The sequence below is a fragment of the Microbacterium sp. OVT16B genome (assembly GCF_019969705.1).
GTDB lineage: Bacteria > Actinomycetota > Actinomycetes > Actinomycetales > Microbacteriaceae > Microbacterium > Microbacterium natoriense.
In genome coordinates this window covers 2297859-2313519 of the sequence record NZ_JAHXZA010000001.1, presented here as the reverse complement: position 1 = coordinate 2313519, position 15661 = coordinate 2297859, and the positions used below count along the sequence as shown (strand labels likewise).

The window sequence follows — 15661 nt, the reverse complement described above, 5'->3', positions numbered from 1 at the left end:
TCGTCATGTCCAGGTTGACGACCCGGCTTCTTTCCCGTAGGAAAGTAAGAAGCTTTCCCGATGGAAACCGGGGGTCATCATGGAACAGAAGCCGATCGACGGCACCGCACCGCTCGCTCCGCCGTCCGCTGACGTCGCGCGCCAGTACCTCGACGAGGTCGAGGAGGTGCACCGTCGTCGTGACGAGCGCGTCGACCGGCGTGCGTCGTCGTGGCAGGCCGTTCTCAGCGGCATCGCCATCGCCATCCTCATCACCGCCCTGCTGCTGGTCAATCGCGCGGACGCGACGTCGACGCAGCCGTTCATCTTCCTGATCATCGTCACGGGTCAGATCAGCGCAGGGTTCGCCGAGCGCGCGGGCGTGCAGTGGCGGGCGTTCGGCCCGAGGCCGTGGTCGGTCGTAGCGGTGGTCGTCTACGGCGTCGCGATGGTCGCGCTCTTCCTGCTGATCCTCATCGACGCGCAGAACCGCCCGCTGTGGATGAACTTCATCCCCGGCCTCGCCATTCTTCTGGGGTTCGGCGGTTACGGCGCTGCCCTGCTGTGGCGCGAGCGAGGTCAGGAACGGCGACCCGCGAGACCGCGGGAGCCGTTGCCGGGCCAGACTCGAGCCGCCACCGCCGGCCTCGGCATCCTGATCGGCGTCGCCGCGCTGTCGATCGGCATCGAGAACGCGCTGCTCGGTTCGATCGTCGGCATCCTCGTGATGATGGCCGTGGTCGTGTGGCTGTTCCTGTGGGCGACGGATGCCGGCCCGCAGGCGCTCGGACGGTACTGGCGGTGGCCTCAGATCGCGGCCTACCTGTCGAGCATGGGCGTGGTCACCTGGCTCGCGCTCCAGCGTGCGTACTCCGACGCCGTGACCCTGCCGATGGCCTTGGGAGCGGCCGCCGCAGCCTCGGCGCTGCTGTGCATCGCTGCGTGTCTGCCCGCGCCGGTCGCCGCGCCGGAGACGACGGCCGAGGCCCCTTCGGAGGGGAGATGACCGACCGTGACGCCCACCCGCGGACACGTCTCGACGACAACTTCGCCTCGACCATCAGGTTCTCGCTGATGGCATCGCTCGGAGAAGGCGTCGAACTCGACTTCGCGACGCTCGCCGACATCCTCCAGGCGAACGACTCCGCCCTCAGCAAAGCGATCTCGCACCTGCAGGCCGCCGGCTACGTGCGAGCACGCAAGGGGAGCGCGGGAAGCCGGCCTCGCACCTGGGTGCGCTCCACTCCGGCAGGAATGAGTGCCTTCTCCGGGCATCTGCGGGCGCTGCGCGAGATCGTCGAGCTCGGCGGGCACGTCGGGTTCTGACGTCTCTCGCGAGTTCGCCGCGGCGACGGACGACCTCGGCGGGGATGCCGACGGCGGGCACGTTGCACGGCGCCGACCCCGCCGGCACGCCTTTGGAGGCCGGCCGAGCCTTGCAAGGGGGCGGCGGTACCGACGGAACGGAAGCGCCGTCGGGTCAGACGGTCGCCGCCACCAGGTCCGCGTGGTGGATCGCCGCCACGTCGGGGTGCGCGCGCAGCCGGGACTTCAGCGCGTTCTCTCCGTAGAGCGCGTGGATGGGGTTGCTCGGGTCCTCGGTGACCCCGGTCGCCTCGGCCGCGAGGTCGGCAGGCAGCTCGATGAGCGGCAGCCGCTTGTCCAGCGCGGGGTTGAAGAAGAACGGGATCGAGATGCGCTCGTCCGGCGCCTGCGGGGAGACGACGCGGTGATTCGTGGCCTTGAGGTAGCCTCCTGTCGCGTACTCGAGCAGCTCGCCGATGTTCACGACGAAGGCGCCGGGCACGGGAGGCGCGTCCACCCACGATCCGTCCCGCTCGACCTGGAGGCCGCCCTTGCCCGGCTCGACCCAGAGCAGGGTCAGCACGCCGGAGTCCTTGTGCGCTCCGACCCCCTGCTGCGGCTCGGGCTCGTGGGTGCCGGGGTAGCGGACGATCTTGATGAGAGTGGAGGGCTCGCCGAAGTGCTCGTCGAAGTACGACTCCTCGGCTCCCAGGGCCTGCGCCCAGGCGCGCAGCAGCCTGCGGGAGACATCGGAGAGGGTCTCGTGCCACTCGCCGACGACGTCACGGAGCTCCGGCTGGGCATCGGGCCACAGGTTCGGTCCGATCAGTCGGTTGAAGGCGGGGCCGTCGTCGACCGCCGGGCGCTCGGGGCCGATGTCGATCTGCTCGCGCCAGTCGACCTTCCCCTGCGTGCGCTCTCCGCCGATGCGGGTGTAGCCGCGGAAGTGCGGGCTGTTCACGTTCTCGATGGCGAGCTTGTCGTCCTCCGGCAGAGCGAAGAAGTCGAGGGCGGCGCGGTGGAGCCGGGCTTCGAGGTCCGGCGAGACGCCGGTGCCGGTGAGGTAGAAGAAGCCGACGTCGTGGGTCGCCTTCCGCAGGTCGTCGCGGAACCGTGCGGCCGCCTCCGGGCCTGCATCGAGCTGGGAGAGGTCGAGGATCGGGAGCGAGAGTTCAGCCATGTCCCGAGAGTAGATCGGCTGTGCGACACCGGTGCCGAGTGTTTCAGAGCATTACCGAGCGTGACGGCATTCGAGAGGGTGATGCGCAGGTGCTAAAGTCTCATCGGTAAGGGATGCCTTACCTTCGTCCGCATCGAGAGAGTCTCCACCCGTGCTCGCCAGCTTTCTGATCGGCCTTCGTGAGGGCCTCGAAGCCGCGCTCGTCGTCGGCATCCTCGTCGCCTATCTCCGCAGGCTCGGTCGCCGCGACGCTCTGCCTCGGCTGTGGATCGGCATCGGTCTCGCGATCACGCTGGCGATCGTCTTCGGCGCCGTTCTCACGTTCGGCGCGTACGCGCTCGCCCCGGGCGCACAGGAGCTCATCGGCGGGCTGATGTCGCTCCTCGCCGTCGCGATGGTCACCTGGATGATCTTCTGGATGCAGAAGGCCGGGCGGGCGATGAAGGCGACGCTCGAGGGCGGCATCGATCGAGCGCTCACCCAGGGCGGGCTCTGGGCGCTGGTCGCGATCGGCTTCGTCTCCGTGGCGCGGGAGGGCATCGAGACGACGCTGCTGCTGTGGTCGATGGTGCAGTCGTTCGGGGATGCCCCGCTGGCCGTCGTCGGCGCCCTTCTCGGTCTCCTGGTCGCCGTCGTCGTCGGCTGGCTCCTCGCACGCGGCGCCGTCCGCCTCGATACCAGGCGCTTCTTCGCCTGGACAGGTGCATTCCTGGTGATCGTCGCCGCGGGGGTCCTCGCCTACGCGATCATGGACCTGCAGGAGGCCGGCGCGCTCCCCGGCCCGTTCAGTCCGCTCGCTCCCATCGATCCCGTCACCGGCGCGGTCGGCATCGGCTGGACCGCCTTCCCGTTCGGGTGGGCGTTCGACGTCAGCTCGGCGATCGCGCCGGACAGCACGTGGGCGACGATCCTCCAGGCCACGATCGGCTTCCGCCCGCAGATGTCCTGGCTTCAGGTCGTGGTCTGGGCGGTCTACATCCTCGTCGTCGGATTCTTCTTCCTCCGCGGTCTACGCGGCCGCAGGACCGCTCGTGCGGCGGTCGCGCCCGTCGAGAACGCCGCGACGTCTTCACTCACACAGCAAGGAGCAGCATGACCACCTCTCGCCGGATCCTCGGTGCCCTCGTCGCCGCAGGCGCGGCAGCGCTCGTCCTGAGCGGCTGCGTCGCCAAGGCCGACGTCGCCGCTGGCGCCTCGTTCGACGTCTCCTCGACCGACAGCGCGTGTGACGTCTCTGGCGCCACCGCGAAGAGCGGCACGCTGGTCTTCGACGTCAAGAACACCAGCGGCCAGACCAGCGAGTTCTACCTGCTGGCCGAGGACGGCCTCCGCATCGTCGGAGAGGTCGAGAACATCGCCCCCGCCGCGTCGCGCACCCTCACGGTCGTCGCGCAGCCCGGCACCTACTACACGCTCTGCAAGCCCGGCATGATCGGCGACGGCGTCGGCAAGGCCGAGTTCACCGTCACGGGTGACCGCGTCGCCGTCACCGGAGAGGACGCCGAGCAGAAGCAGAAGGCCGTCGACCTCTACGCGGCCTTCGTGAAGGACCAGGTCGGTCAGCTCGTCCCCGCGGTCGACGCCCTCGTGGCCGCGTACGAGTCGGGAGACGACGAGACCGCGCGCACGCTCTTCCCGCAGACCCGGGCGTTCTACGAGCGCATCGAGCCGGTGGCCGAGGCTCTGGGCGACCTCGACCCGAGGATCGACTACCGCGAGGTCGACGCCGTCGCCGAAGGGCTCGACTGGACGGGATTCCACCGCATCGAGAAGGACCTCTGGGTGCCTGCGCAGGACGCGCTGAACGCCGACGGAGAGACTCCCGCCTGGCAGGACTGGGCGCCGTCCACGCCCGAGGAGCGCGCGGGTTACGGTGATCAGCTGATCGCCGACACCCAGGAGCTGTACGACTACGTGCACTCGAAGGACTTCACCACGGCGCTCGACGACCAGGGCATCGGCGGCATCTCGAACGGCGCGATCGCGCTGCTCGACGAGGTCGCGACGGGCAAGATCTCCGGCGAGGAGGACTGGTGGTCCGGCACCGACCTCTACGACTTCGCCGCCAACGTCGAGGGGTCGAAGATGGCCTTCTCGCTCGTGCAGGACTTCGCCGAGGCGCAGGGCGCCGAGGGCAAGAAGCTCGTGGGTGAGATCGAGGACGGCTACGCGGCCCTCGAGGCGGCGCTCGCGAAGCACGGCTCGCTCACCGACGGCTTCGTGAACTACTCGCAGCTCACGGAGGACGACAAGCGCGAGTTCACCGACCTGATCAACGCGCTGGCGGAGCCGCTGTCCCAGCTCACCGGCACGGTCCTCGACTGACTCACGGAACAGGTACGATCCCGAGGTGAGTGAAAGCAAGACGGATGCCGCTGTCCCCGTGTCGGATGACGATGCGGGGGCCGCGGCATCCGCTTCTCCGGGTCTGAGCAGGCGTGGGCTGCTGGGGTTGGCCCTCGGCGGAGGCGTGGCCGGACTCGCTGTCGGCGTCGGCGGGGGACTGGCCGGAGGCGTCGCGCTCGGACGGGCGAGGGCGGATGCCGACGCGCAGAGCGTCTACGACTTCTTCGGCGCGCACCAGGCGGGCATCACCACCCCTGTGCAGGAGCACCTGCACTTCGCTTCCTTCGACATGATGCCCCGCACCGACCGCGACGATCTGATCTCGCTGCTGCAGGACTGGTCGTACGCGGCCTCTCGCATCACGCAGGGGCTCGAGGTGAGCGCGACCGGAGCGGTGGGCGGCGACGCCGAGCAGCCGCCGGACGACACCGGCGAGGCGCAGGGGCTTCCCGCGGCCGGGCTCACGATCACCATCGGCTTCGGGCCGACCCTCTTCGAGAACGAGGACGGCGATCGATACGGCATCGCGGCGCTGCGCCCTGAGGGGCTGGAGCGTCTTCCCGCCTTCCTCGGCGACGACCTCGACCCCGCGCATTCGCACGGAGACCTGTGCATCCAGGCGTGCGCAGACGATCCGCAGGTGGCCGTGCACGCCATCCGGAATCTCAGCCGGATCGCCTTCGGACGCGCCCGCCTCCGATGGTCGCAGCTGGGCTTCGGCAAGACCTCGCGCACCACATCGGCCGGCGCGACGCCGCGCAACCTCTTCGGGTTCAAGGACGGCACGGCGAACATCCTCGCCGACGATTCGAAGGCGCTGGAGGAGAACGTCTGGGTGCCTGCGTCCGCCGAGCCCGCCTGGATGGCCGGCGGCTCCTATCTCGTCGCGCGCAAGATCGCGATGCTCATCGAGACGTGGGACCGTGTGCGGCTCAGCGAGCAGGACACGATCATCGGTCGGGAGAAGGGCAGCGGCGCTCCGCTGTCGGGTGGCGACGAGTTCACCGAGCCGACGTTCTCGGGGTCGGCGATCGACCGGAACTCGCACGTGCGGCTCGCGCACCCCGACCAGAACGACGGCATCCGCATCCTGCGCCGCGGGTTCAACTACGTCGACGGGAACAACGCACTCGGACGCCTGGACGCCGGACTGTTCTTCCTCTCGTACCAGCGCGACCCGCAGCAGTTCATCACCCTGCAGAAGCGCCTCTCGACCGACCTGATGAACGAGTACATCCGCCACGTCGGATCGGGGATCTGGGCGATCCCCGGCGGCGCCGCAGCGGGCTCGTACGTCGGCGCCGAGCTGTTCGCCTGAGGCTCGGCCTCAGCTCTTCGTCATGTCCTGCGCGAGCATGACCAGGATGCCGCTCGGACCCCGCAGATACGTGAGTCGGTAGACGCCCTTGTAGTCCGCGACGCCGCGCAGCGGGACGCATCCGTGCGTCGCCGCCGTCTCCAGGGCCGCGTCGATGTCGTCGACGGAGAAGGCGACACGGTGCATGCCGATCTCGTGGGGGAGCGTTGGGTGGGTCTCGACGGCATCGGGGTGGATGTACTCGAACAGCTCGAGTCGGCCGTTGCCGTCCGGCGTCTGGAGCATGGCGATCTTCGCGTGGTTGCCGTCGAGGCCGACCGCGGTGTCGGCCCACTCGCCGCTCACCGTGTCGCGCCCGATGACCGTCAGACCGAGATCGGTGAAGAAGGCGATGGCTTCGTCGAGGTCCCTGACGGCGATCCCGACGTTCTCCAGGGTGATGGGCATGGGGGCATGCTAGTCGCCGTCGCCGACATGCTCCAGAGCGATCGTCGCTACCGCGGTCGCCGGGAGCCGGTCGGGTCGCTGCGGTGCCCCTCGCGGGTGGCGAGCTGCGGGTCGGCGAACAGCCAGGCAGGCCGCGGCTCGACCAGGGGGCGGAACAGGCGCCGCACGGGCTTCGTGGCGAGCACGAGCGCGACGAGGATCGACGAGACGGTCACGAGCGGGAGCCAGAGCCATGTCGGCTCGAGATCGCGGAGGATGCCGGACTCGCGGAAGGGGTACAGCACGAACGAGTGCAGCAGGAACACGTACATCGTGTACTGGCCGAACGAGGTCCACCAGTAGGTCCCCCGCGGGATGAGCGTGAAGAAGGCGGCGCTGAGGAGCACCGCGACCACCATCAGGGCGATCCGCGCCCCGCCTGCCCACCACTGCTCTCCGCCGAGATCGGCGTACGAGTCCTCGTAGAACAGCCAGTGCCGCAGGTCGATCTTCTCCCACACGTCGAGCCAGAACCACGCCGCGAAGCCGGCTCCGGCCAGGAGGGCGACGGCGATGACCCGAGACCACCACGGCCGGTGTGCCAGAAGCTGGAAGCGCGAGACGATGTCGCGCTCCCGCAGCCACCAGCCGAGGGTGAAGAAGGGCAGCAGACCGAGCGTGCGCGAGAGCGAGAAGGTGCTGTCGATGTTCGGCAGGTAGCCGACGCCGATCGAGATGACGATTGTCCACAGCAGCGGCCAGCGCAGCAGGGCGAGATAGGGGAGCACCAGTCGGAAGATGCCGAGGGCCAGCAGGAACCACAGCGTCCACGACGGCTTGGTGAGGTTGGGGTTCGCCTGCCCCTCGACGAGCCATTTCGTGAGGGTCCAGACGAGCTCGAAGATGACGTACGGCACCAGGATGTCCGTGATGACGCGGGCCATCTGGACCCTGGTCGGCGATCCGGACTTCGAGAAGTACCCCGAGATGATCGCGAAGGCCGGCATGTGGAACGCGTAGAGCGCCAGGTAGAAGGCGAGCGCGATGTCGGAGTCGTAGATGAGACGCTGGATGGCGTGGCCGAGCACGACCAGCACGATGCAGATGTAGCGCGCGTTGTCCCAGAACGGCACGCGGCGTCGAGGCCTGGGAACGGCCCCCGTGACGGGGCCTGTCGCATCCGCTCCGGCGCTGTTCATCCTCCGAGGCTACCCCCGGGAATAAAGTTGGTGCGGTCGCGTTGACTCAGATACATTCAAATGAATAGAAACGGATGCCGAGTCGTCCGCTTCGGAGAGCACGGAGAATCATGAGCGAGCAGTCAGGCGCACAGGCGATGCAGTTCGGCATCATGTCGGTCAGCGACATCACCCGCGACCCCACCACCGGCGTCACGCCCAGCGAGCAGGAGCGGATCGCGGCCACGACGACGATCGCCAAGCACGCGGAGGAGGTCGGCCTCGACGTCTTCGCGATCGGCGAGCACCACAACCCGCCGTTCTGGTCGTCCAGCCCCACCACGTTCCTCGCCGCGCTCGCGGCGCAGACCCAGCGTCTCATCGTGTCCACGTCGACGACGCTCATCACCACGAACGACCCCGTCCGCATCGCCGAGGAGTACGCGATGCTGCAGCACGTGTCCGGCGGACGCATGGACCTCATGCTCGGCCGAGGCAACACCGGTCCCGTGTACCCCTGGTTCGGGCAGGACATCCGTCAGGGCCTTCCTCTGGCGATCGAGAACTACGCTCTGCTGCACAAGCTGTGGCGCGAGGACGTCGTCGACTGGGAGGGCAAGTTCCGCACGCCGCTGCAGGGCTTCACCTCGACGCCGCGCCCGCTGGACGGCATCGCCCCCTTCGTGTGGCACGGCTCCATCCGCACCCCGGAGATCGCCGAGCAGGCCGCGTACTACGGCGACGGCTTCTTCGCGAACAACATCTTCTGGCCCAAGGAGCACTATCAGCGCCTGATCGAGCTGTACCGCCAGCGCTACGCGCACTACGGACACAGCACACCCGAGCAGGCGATCGTCGGGCTCGGCGGCCAGGTGTTCATGGCGGCGAAGTCGCAGGACGCGGTGACGCAGTTCCGCCCGTACTTCGACAACGCCCCCGTGTACGGCCACGGCCCGAGCCTCGAGGACTTCAGCGAGATGACCCCGCTCACCGTCGGCTCGCCGCAGCAAGTGATCGACCGCTACGCCGCGATGCGCGAGCACTACGGCGACTACCAGCGTCAGCTCTTCCTCATCGACCACGCGGGGCTGCCGCTGAAGACCGTGCTCGAGCAGCTCGACATCCTCGGCTCCGAGGTCGTCCCCGTGCTCCGCAGGGAGCTCGCGAAGGACCGCCCGGAGTCGGTGCCCGACGCCCCGACCCACGCCGCGCGCGTCACTGCGGTGTACGGCGACGGCCCGACCCGCCAGGCGCGCCCCGGTGCGAACCGCGGCGACAACCTCACCGGCGACTCGCCCTATCAGGACACGCCGGCGCCCGCCGGCTCCGCGTTCGGCCTCGGCCGGAAGGAGGCGTGAGATGACCACCACGCGTCGCATCGCCGTCGTCTCGGCCGGGCTCTCCAACCCCTCGTCCACGCGGATGCTGGCGGATCGCCTGGCCGCCGAGACCGTGAAGGCGCTCGCCGCTCACGACATCGAGGCGAGCATCGACGTGATCGAGCTGCGCGACTACGCGCACGACATCACGAACAACATGCTCACTGGCTTCGCCCCGCCGGCGCTGGAGACGGCGATCAACACGGTCGTGTCCGCCGACGCGCTGATCGCCGTGACGCCGATCTTCTCGACGAGCTACTCGGGTCTGTTCAAGTCGTTCATCGACGTGCTCGATCCCGATTCGCTGACGGGGAAGCCGGTCCTGATCGGCGCGAACGCGGGGACGGCGCGGCATTCCCTCGCGATCGACTACGCGATCCGTCCGCTGTTCGCCTACCTCCACGCGGATGCCGTCTCCACCGGCGTGTTCGCCGCCTCCAGCGACTGGGGCGGTGCGGGTGACGACGTCGCCCCGCTCGCCAAGCGCGTGGAGAAGGGCGCACGTGAGCTCGCAGATGCGGTCGCCGCTCGGGACACGGCCGAGGCGGCCGACCCGTTCGACCCCGCGACCTACCTGGGCGAAGGGCGTTCCTTCGGCCACATGCTGGGCGGTCTCGCGGGGGAGTGAGCGGCAAGGGCAGGCGCCGTCGACAATGTCCGTGGGGCATCGTACGGTGGCGTCATGCCCCTTACCTCTGCACTCGAGTCCGTCCGCGCCGGCTTGAACGGCGCGCTCGTCCTGCCGTCCGATGACGGCTTCGACGCCCAGCGCCGGCCGTGGAACCTGGCGGTCGAGCAGCGGCCAGAAGGCGTGGCTGCCCCGGTCGACGTCGCCGATCTGCGGTCTCTGCTGCGCATGGCCGAAGACACCGGCGTGCGCCTCGCGGTGCAGCCGAGCGGGCACGGCGCGTCCGGAGACCTCGCGGGCGCCGTGATCGTCCGGATGGGCGCGTTCGACGCGCTCGACGTCGATCTCGACGCCGGCGTCGTCCGCGTGGGAAGCGGAGTTCGATGGGGAGCCGTCGTCGATGCCCTGGAGGGCACCGGCTGGTCGGCGCCCGCAGGCACGAGCCCCGTCGTCACGGTCGCGGGCTACACGCTCGGCGGAGGTCACTCCTGGTTCAGTCGAACGGCAGGCCTGGGATCCGACGGTCTCCGTGCGGCGTGGATCCTGCGCCCGGACGGCACGCACGGGCGCGTCGACGACGACAGCGACCCCGAGCTGATGTGGGCGCTGCGCGGCGCCGGCGGCATCGTCGGGATCGTCACGGCGCTCGAGATCGACCTCGTCCGCACCCCTGACCTGTGGGGCAGCGGGCTGACCTTCGACGTCGCGGATGCCGCGGCAGTCATGCGAGCGGTGCGCGACCTCGCCGCGACCGCGCCCTCCTCGCTCAACGTCTTCATGAACTCGATGCGGATGCCCGACGCTCCGCAGCTGCCGGAGGAGATCCGCGGGCGCAGCTTCCTCACCGTGCAGGCGCTGTCCACCGACGGCGCCGCAGAGGGGCTGATCGACGGCATCCGCCGTGCGGGCACGGTACGCAGGGAGGTGTCCGGTCCGACGTCGCCCGCCGCTCTCGCTGCGGGGTCGAACGAACCGACAGATCCCACGCCTGGTCGGGGCGCCTCCGCGGCGCTCACGGACCTCGACGACAGCATGATCGACGAGCTGCTTGCCTTCCGTGAGCTGCCGGAGCAGTGGCCCATCATCGGCATCGACATCCGGATGCTCGGAGGGGCTCTCGCGCGTCCTCGTCGGTCCGGACTGGCCTCGCTCGAATCGGCCGGCTGGCTGCTGCACGCGCTCTCGCCGCTGTTCCCGGGCGCGCCGAGGGAGCCGGGAGATGCCAGCATCGCGGGGTTCCGCGACCTTCTCGCACCGGCCGCCGCGGGGCGCACGATCCCGACGTTCCTCACCCCGGGGCAGACGCTCGACCTCTGCGCCACACCGGCGGAGATCGAGCGCCTCAGAGCACTTCGCGCCGAGGTCGATCCGAACGGACTCCTGCACGAAGGGCGGCTGCCCCGCTGATGTCGCCCGCTCTCGGGGTAGCGTCGTAACCGACATCACCCACCAGCTTCGGATGGAGAGCCATGGAGATCGCAGTCGCAGGCGGAACAGGCATCGCAGGATCCGAGGTCGTGAAGATCGCTCAGCAGCGTGGTCACCGAGTCCGCGTCCTCACCCGTGGCAACGGCGTCGATGTGCGCTCCGGGGCCGGACTCGATGAGGCGCTGTCCGGCGCGGACGTCGTGATCGACGTGCTCAGCACCTCGACGCAGAGCGCCCGTGCGGCCACGGAGTTCTTCACCGAGACCTCCTCGCACCTCCTCGCGGCAGGACACCGTTCCGGGGTGGGACACCATCTCGCGCTGTCGATCGTCGGCGTCGATCGGGCGCCCCACGGCTATTACGCCGGAAAGCTCGCTCAGGAGCAGACGGTCCGCTCTGGGCAGGTGCCGTGGACGATCCAGAGAGCGACGCAGTTCCACGACTTCGCCGCGCAGACCTATCGCACTGCGGCAGTCGGACCGCTGCATCTCGCCCTCAGGATGCGCACGCAGCCGATCGCGATCGTGGAGGTCGCGACGCGGCTCGTCGACCTCGCCGAGGCAGGACCGTCGGAGCGGGCGCGGGACATCGCGGGCCCGCAGGAGGAGCAGCTCGTCGACATGATGCGCTCCTGGGCCGCGCACGCAGGCAGGAGCGGCTGGATGCCGGCTCTCTCGCTCCCTGGGGCCTTCGGGCGTGCGATCCGCGACGGCAGCATCCTCCCGGATGCGGATGCCGACCTCGGCACCGTGACCTTCGCCGACTGGCTCAACGCGCAGCCTCGCGGCTGACGGCCTCGCGGTCTGACGGCCTCGCGGCTGACCGGCCTCGCGGCTGACGACTGATCGCTGACGGCTGATCGCCGGGGCTCGCCGCGGTGTCGGGGAACACCGAGCGCGCGCCGCCGCCCCCGAGCCCTGGTGCGGTGATGGCGCCGGTGCTCAGCCGATGTCGGGCCGGTTCCGGCTCCACGCGTACTCGGTCTCCGGGCGCCCGCGCGTTCCGTAGCGCGCGGCCTTGGCGACGACGCCCTCCGCGACGAGGTGTTCGAGGTAGCGCCGCGTGGCGACGCGCGACATTCCCAGGGCGTCTGCGGCCTCGGTCGCCGACAGCGGGCCGGTCGAACGCAGGATCGTGGCGACACGGTCGAGTGTGCCGCCGGACAGCCCTTTCGGGAGTGCGATTCTGCCCGTCGTCCGCCCGAGCAGGGCGTCGATCTCCGCCTGGGTCGCCTCCCCGTCGGTCGTCCGGGCCTGATCGCGATGCTCCCGGTACGCGGTGAGGCGTTCGGCGAACACCGCGAACGGGAAGGGCTTGACCAGGTACTGGAACACCCCGAGCGCGGCCATCTGCCGCACGGTCTCCGCGTCGCGTACGGCGGTGATGGCGATCACATCGATCGCGGCGGCACGAGCGCGGAGCGTCCGCAGCACATCCAGACCCGTTCCGTCCGGCATCGTGATGTCCAGGAGCACGAGATCGAACGCGCGCGCGGGCGGCTGATCGAGCACCGCGGCGAGGGCCGCACGGGCTCCGGTGCACTCGCCGCCGACGACGAAACCCTCCAGGCGCTCCACGTAGGTGCGGTGCAGTTCGAGCGTCAGGGCGTCGTCGTCGACGATCAGCGTACGGATCACGACCTTCTCCTGCCTGCGGCGGGGAGCGTGACGCGGAAGGTCGTCGGATCGTCGAGGATCTCCACGGTGCCCCCGGCATCCGTCACGACCGAGCGGACGAGAGCGAGTCCGACGCCGCGCCCCTGGGCGTCGGCGGGCTTCGTGGAGAAGCCGTGCTCGAAGATCCTCTCCCTGATCTCTGCCGGCACTCCTGCGCCGCTGTCGGCGACGTCGAGCACGATCCCACCGGCGTCGGACGTGCTCAGCGACACCTCGACCCATCGGTCTTCCGCCGCGGAGGCCGCGTCCATCGCGTTGTCGATGAGGTTGCCGAGCACGGACACGCTGTCCACGGTCGACAGGGGCGACCGCGGCGCCTCCGGTTCGATGCGCACCCTCCAGTCGATGCCGCGCTCCTTCGCCTGCGAGGCCTTGCCGAGCAGGAGTGCGCCCACCGCCGGATCCCCGTGGCGGCGCGCCGTGACCTGGTCGACCAGCGACTGACTCTGCCGGGAGGTCTCGGTGAGGATGTCGATCGCCTCGCCCGTGCGCCCCAGCTCCAGCAGCGCGACAGCGGTGTGCATCCGGTTTCCATGCTCGTGCGTCTGCGCCCGCAGCGCCTCGCCCAGGGTGCGGATCGACTCGTACGATGACACGGCGTCGCGGACCGTGCCCGGCGGCAGGTCACCGGCGATGCGCCGGGTGAAGCGCCGGGCGGCCCAGGCTCCGAGCGCACCGATCGCCACGAGCAGAAGGGTGATCGCCAGCGACAGCGGAAGGCGCCGCACGAGCGTCTCGGAGATCGTCTCTGTCGTCACCCCCGCGGAGACCCAGCCCCTCAGCACGCCGTCGGCGTCGATCACGGGGACGATCGTCCGGACCGAAGGGCCGAGCGTGCCGGTGAAGGTCTCGGTGAACGGGACCGGCCGCTCGGGGATCGTCCCGAGATAGCGTCCGCCGATCTGCGACAGGTCGGGATGGGTGATGCGGATGCCGTCGGTCGTCATGATCGTCACGAAGTCCAGCCCGGCGGAATCGATGACGGAGAGCGCGTACGGCTCGAGGGCGGCGGTCGCCGCGTCCGCATCCTCGTCTCGGAGGGCGCTCGACACCGCACCGGATGCGGCGATCGCCGCCGCGGTGGCCCCGGTCGCGCGCTCGGCCTCCGCCTGCACGGCGCGCTGCGTCTCCGCGACGAGGAACGCGGCGACGAGGATGCCGATCACCGCCGCGGCCGAGATGAGGACGAGGAAGACGCGGGTGGCGGCGCTGAGCGTGCGGCGCTGCGTCATCGGCATCCTCCGGTCCTCGTCGGCCTGGTCGTGACCAATACGACCACAAATGGCGCCCGTCTGTGAAGTCGGCGACGGTGATGTCACGCCCCGCGACGACGCGGGGAGACGCATGACACGACGACGTTCATGACCGAGGAGGACACATGGCCATCACGACCGGATTCACACTGCCGGGATTCCACTGGCGACGCGGAAAGCAGGCCTGGGACCGGCACACCTGGCTGTATGTGTCGGTGATCATCGCCGTCGTTCTCGGCGCGGTGGTCGGACTCGTCTGGCCGGAGTTCGCACAGGCGCTGGAGCCCATCGGCAAGGGCTTCGTCTCGCTGATCAAGATGATGATCGCCCCCATCATCTTCTGCACGATCGTGATCGGCATCGGCTCGATCGCGAAGGCCGCCACCGTCGGCAAGATCGGCGGGCTCGCACTCGCCTACTTCCTGGTGATGTCGACGTTCGCCCTGGCCATCGGCCTCGTCGTCGGCAACATCATCCACCCCGGCGAGGGCCTCAACATGGCGGGGGCGACCTACGACGCCACCTCGACCGAGGCGAAGACGACTCAGGAGTTCGTGCTCGGCATCATCCCGCCCACCTTCTTCGCGGCGTTCACGGGGGAGAGCGTGCTCCAGGTGCTGTTCATCGCTCTCCTGGTCGGGTTCGCGCTGCAGGGGCTCGGCGAGCGCGGTGCCGGCATCATGGACGCCGTCAAGCAGCTGCAGAAGCTGGTGTTCCGCATCCTCGGGATGATCCTGTGGCTCGCCCCGCTCGGCGCGTTCGGCGCCATCGCCGCCGTCGTCGGCAAGACGGGGATCGCGGCGATCTGGAGCCTCGGCGTGCTGATGGTGGCGTTCTACATCACATGCATCGTGTTCATCGTCGTCGTCCTCGGTGCTCTGCTGTGGGCTGTGACGAGGGTCAACATCTTCAGCCTGATGAAGTACCTGGCTCGGGAGTACCTGCTGATCGTCGGCACCTCGTCCTCGGAGTCCGCGCTGCCCCGCCTCATCGCCAAGATGGAGCACGTCGGCGTCTCCAAGCCGGTCGTCGGCATCACCGTCCCCACCGGCTACTCGTTCAACCTCGACGGCACGGCGATCTACCTGACGATGGCGTCGCTGTTCATCGCCACGGGTATGGGACAGCCGATGTCGATCGGCGAGCAGATCGGCCTCCTGGTGTTCATGATCATCGCGAGCAAGGGGGCCGCGGGCGTCACCGGGGCCGGCCTCGCGACTCTCGCCGGAGGACTGCAGGCCTACCGTCCCGACCTCGTCGACGGCGTGGGCGTGATCGTCGGGATCGACCGGTTCATGTCGGAGGGACGCGCGCTGACGAACTTCACGGGCAACGCGGTCGCGACGCTCCTCATCGGCACCTGGACCCGCCAGATCGATCGCGATCGTGTGCGGCAGGTGCTCGGCGGCGAGCTGCCGTTCGATGAGTCGGTGCTCGACGGAGTGGACGCTCACGGAGATGCTCCCGCACCTCAGGCCGCCGATCTGACCGAGCTCAACGATGCCGCCGTGGCCGAGATGTCGGCGAAGGAGGAGAGAGCGAGAGCACGCGCCTCCCAGGGCTGA

Annotated in this window: 15 protein-coding genes; 10 read left to right on the top strand and 5 right to left on the bottom strand. The window is 69.4% G+C overall.

The window, feature by feature from the left end:
- The first annotated feature begins 79 nt into the window (after positions 1-79).
- Both LC438_RS11060 and LC438_RS11055 read left to right on the top strand, forming a co-directional pair.
- Positions 80-985 (top strand): hypothetical protein, encoded by a 906-nt coding sequence (locus tag LC438_RS11060; RefSeq protein WP_223586594.1) that lies wholly within the window; start codon positions 80-82, stop codon positions 983-985.
- Entirely contained in the window at positions 982-1305 is a 324-nt protein-coding gene (locus LC438_RS11055; protein WP_223586593.1) for a transcriptional regulator, read from the top strand. Before LC438_RS11060 ends, LC438_RS11055 begins: the two co-directional genes overlap by 4 nt.
- 154 nt (positions 1306-1459) lie before the next feature.
- Here the strand turns inward: LC438_RS11055 and LC438_RS11050 are convergent, their stop codons facing one another.
- Positions 1460-2464, bottom strand: a complete 1005-nt coding sequence (locus tag LC438_RS11050) for an isopenicillin N synthase family oxygenase (RefSeq protein WP_223586592.1) — start codon at positions 2462-2464, stop codon at positions 1460-1462.
- Between the two features lie 151 nt (positions 2465-2615).
- Here LC438_RS11050 and efeU point away from each other — a divergent pair, with 151 nt between their 5' ends.
- The 3 genes from efeU to efeB are packed head-to-tail and all read left to right on the top strand — an operon-like array spanning position 2616 to position 6128.
- Entirely contained in the window at positions 2616-3560 is a 945-nt protein-coding gene (gene efeU, locus LC438_RS11045; RefSeq protein ID WP_223586591.1) for an iron uptake transporter permease EfeU, read from the top strand.
- On the top strand, positions 3557-4789 hold the full coding sequence (efeO, locus tag LC438_RS11040; protein WP_223586590.1) for an iron uptake system protein EfeO: 1233 nt from the start codon (positions 3557-3559) through the stop codon (positions 4787-4789). The genes efeU and efeO overlap by 4 nt, the downstream gene beginning before the upstream one ends.
- A gap of 58 nt (positions 4790-4847) precedes the next feature.
- A complete protein-coding gene (gene efeB, locus LC438_RS11035; protein WP_181155966.1) occupies positions 4848-6128 on the top strand; it encodes an iron uptake transporter deferrochelatase/peroxidase subunit in 1281 nt (426 codons plus the stop codon).
- Between the two features lie 9 nt (positions 6129-6137).
- Here the strand turns inward: efeB and LC438_RS11030 are convergent, their stop codons facing one another.
- On the bottom strand, positions 6138-6575 hold the full coding sequence (locus LC438_RS11030; RefSeq protein WP_223586589.1) for a VOC family protein: 438 nt from the start codon (positions 6573-6575) through the stop codon (positions 6138-6140).
- 47 nt (positions 6576-6622) lie between these two features.
- Complete coding sequence (locus LC438_RS11025; protein ID WP_223586588.1) at positions 6623-7753, bottom strand: acyltransferase family protein; 1131 nt, start codon at positions 7751-7753, stop codon at positions 6623-6625.
- Positions 7754-7863: 110 nt separating this feature from the next.
- Here LC438_RS11025 and LC438_RS11020 point away from each other — a divergent pair, with 110 nt between their 5' ends.
- The 4 genes from LC438_RS11020 (at position 7864) to LC438_RS11005 (ending at position 11958) form a co-directional block, all read left to right on the top strand.
- A complete protein-coding gene (locus LC438_RS11020; RefSeq protein ID WP_223586587.1) occupies positions 7864-9090 on the top strand; it encodes an LLM class flavin-dependent oxidoreductase in 1227 nt (408 codons plus the stop codon).
- 1 nt (position 9091) lies between these two features.
- Positions 9092-9739, top strand: coding sequence for an FMN reductase (locus tag LC438_RS11015; RefSeq protein WP_105676615.1), 648 nt, complete (start codon positions 9092-9094; stop codon positions 9737-9739).
- A 54-nt stretch (positions 9740-9793) separates the two neighbouring features.
- Positions 9794-11146, top strand: coding sequence for an FAD-binding oxidoreductase (locus LC438_RS11010; protein WP_223586586.1), 1353 nt, complete (start codon positions 9794-9796; stop codon positions 11144-11146).
- A 62-nt stretch (positions 11147-11208) separates the two neighbouring features.
- Complete coding sequence (locus LC438_RS11005) at positions 11209-11958, top strand: SDR family oxidoreductase (RefSeq protein WP_105676613.1); 750 nt, start codon at positions 11209-11211, stop codon at positions 11956-11958.
- A gap of 150 nt (positions 11959-12108) precedes the next feature.
- Here the strand turns inward: LC438_RS11005 and LC438_RS11000 are convergent, their stop codons facing one another.
- Both LC438_RS11000 and LC438_RS10995 read right to left on the bottom strand, forming a co-directional pair.
- On the bottom strand, positions 12109-12804 hold the full coding sequence (locus LC438_RS11000; protein ID WP_223586585.1) for a response regulator: 696 nt from the start codon (positions 12802-12804) through the stop codon (positions 12109-12111).
- Entirely contained in the window at positions 12801-14075 is a 1275-nt protein-coding gene (locus tag LC438_RS10995) for an ATP-binding protein (RefSeq protein WP_105676610.1), read from the bottom strand. Before LC438_RS10995 ends, LC438_RS11000 begins: the two co-directional genes overlap by 4 nt.
- A 146-nt stretch (positions 14076-14221) precedes the next feature.
- Between LC438_RS10995 and LC438_RS10990 the strand changes: the two genes are divergently transcribed.
- Entirely contained in the window at positions 14222-15661 is a 1440-nt protein-coding gene (locus tag LC438_RS10990) for a cation:dicarboxylate symporter family transporter (RefSeq protein WP_105676609.1), read from the top strand.

Coding starts and splice junctions, on each gene's coding strand:
- LC438_RS11060 (WP_223586594.1), top strand. CDS start 80: ATGGAACAGAAGCCGATCGACGGCACCGCACCGCTCGCTCCGCCGTCC.
- LC438_RS11055 (WP_223586593.1), top strand. CDS start 982: ATGACCGACCGTGACGCCCACCCGCGGACACGTCTCGACGACAACTTC.
- LC438_RS11050 (WP_223586592.1), bottom strand. CDS start 2,464: ATGGCTGAACTCTCGCTCCCGATCCTCGACCTCTCCCAGCTCGATGCA.
- efeO (WP_223586590.1), top strand. CDS start 3,557: ATGACCACCTCTCGCCGGATCCTCGGTGCCCTCGTCGCCGCAGGCGCG.
- LC438_RS11030 (WP_223586589.1), bottom strand. CDS start 6,575: ATGCCCATCACCCTGGAGAACGTCGGGATCGCCGTCAGGGACCTCGAC.
- LC438_RS11025 (WP_223586588.1), bottom strand. CDS start 7,753: ATGAACAGCGCCGGAGCGGATGCGACAGGCCCCGTCACGGGGGCCGTT.
- LC438_RS11020 (WP_223586587.1), top strand. CDS start 7,864: ATGAGCGAGCAGTCAGGCGCACAGGCGATGCAGTTCGGCATCATGTCG.
- LC438_RS11015 (WP_105676615.1), top strand. CDS start 9,092: ATGACCACCACGCGTCGCATCGCCGTCGTCTCGGCCGGGCTCTCCAAC.
- LC438_RS11010 (WP_223586586.1), top strand. CDS start 9,794: ATGCCCCTTACCTCTGCACTCGAGTCCGTCCGCGCCGGCTTGAACGGC.
- LC438_RS11005 (WP_105676613.1), top strand. CDS start 11,209: ATGGAGATCGCAGTCGCAGGCGGAACAGGCATCGCAGGATCCGAGGTC.
- LC438_RS10995 (WP_105676610.1), bottom strand. CDS start 14,075: ATGACGCAGCGCCGCACGCTCAGCGCCGCCACCCGCGTCTTCCTCGTC.
- LC438_RS10990 (WP_105676609.1), top strand. CDS start 14,222: ATGGCCATCACGACCGGATTCACACTGCCGGGATTCCACTGGCGACGC.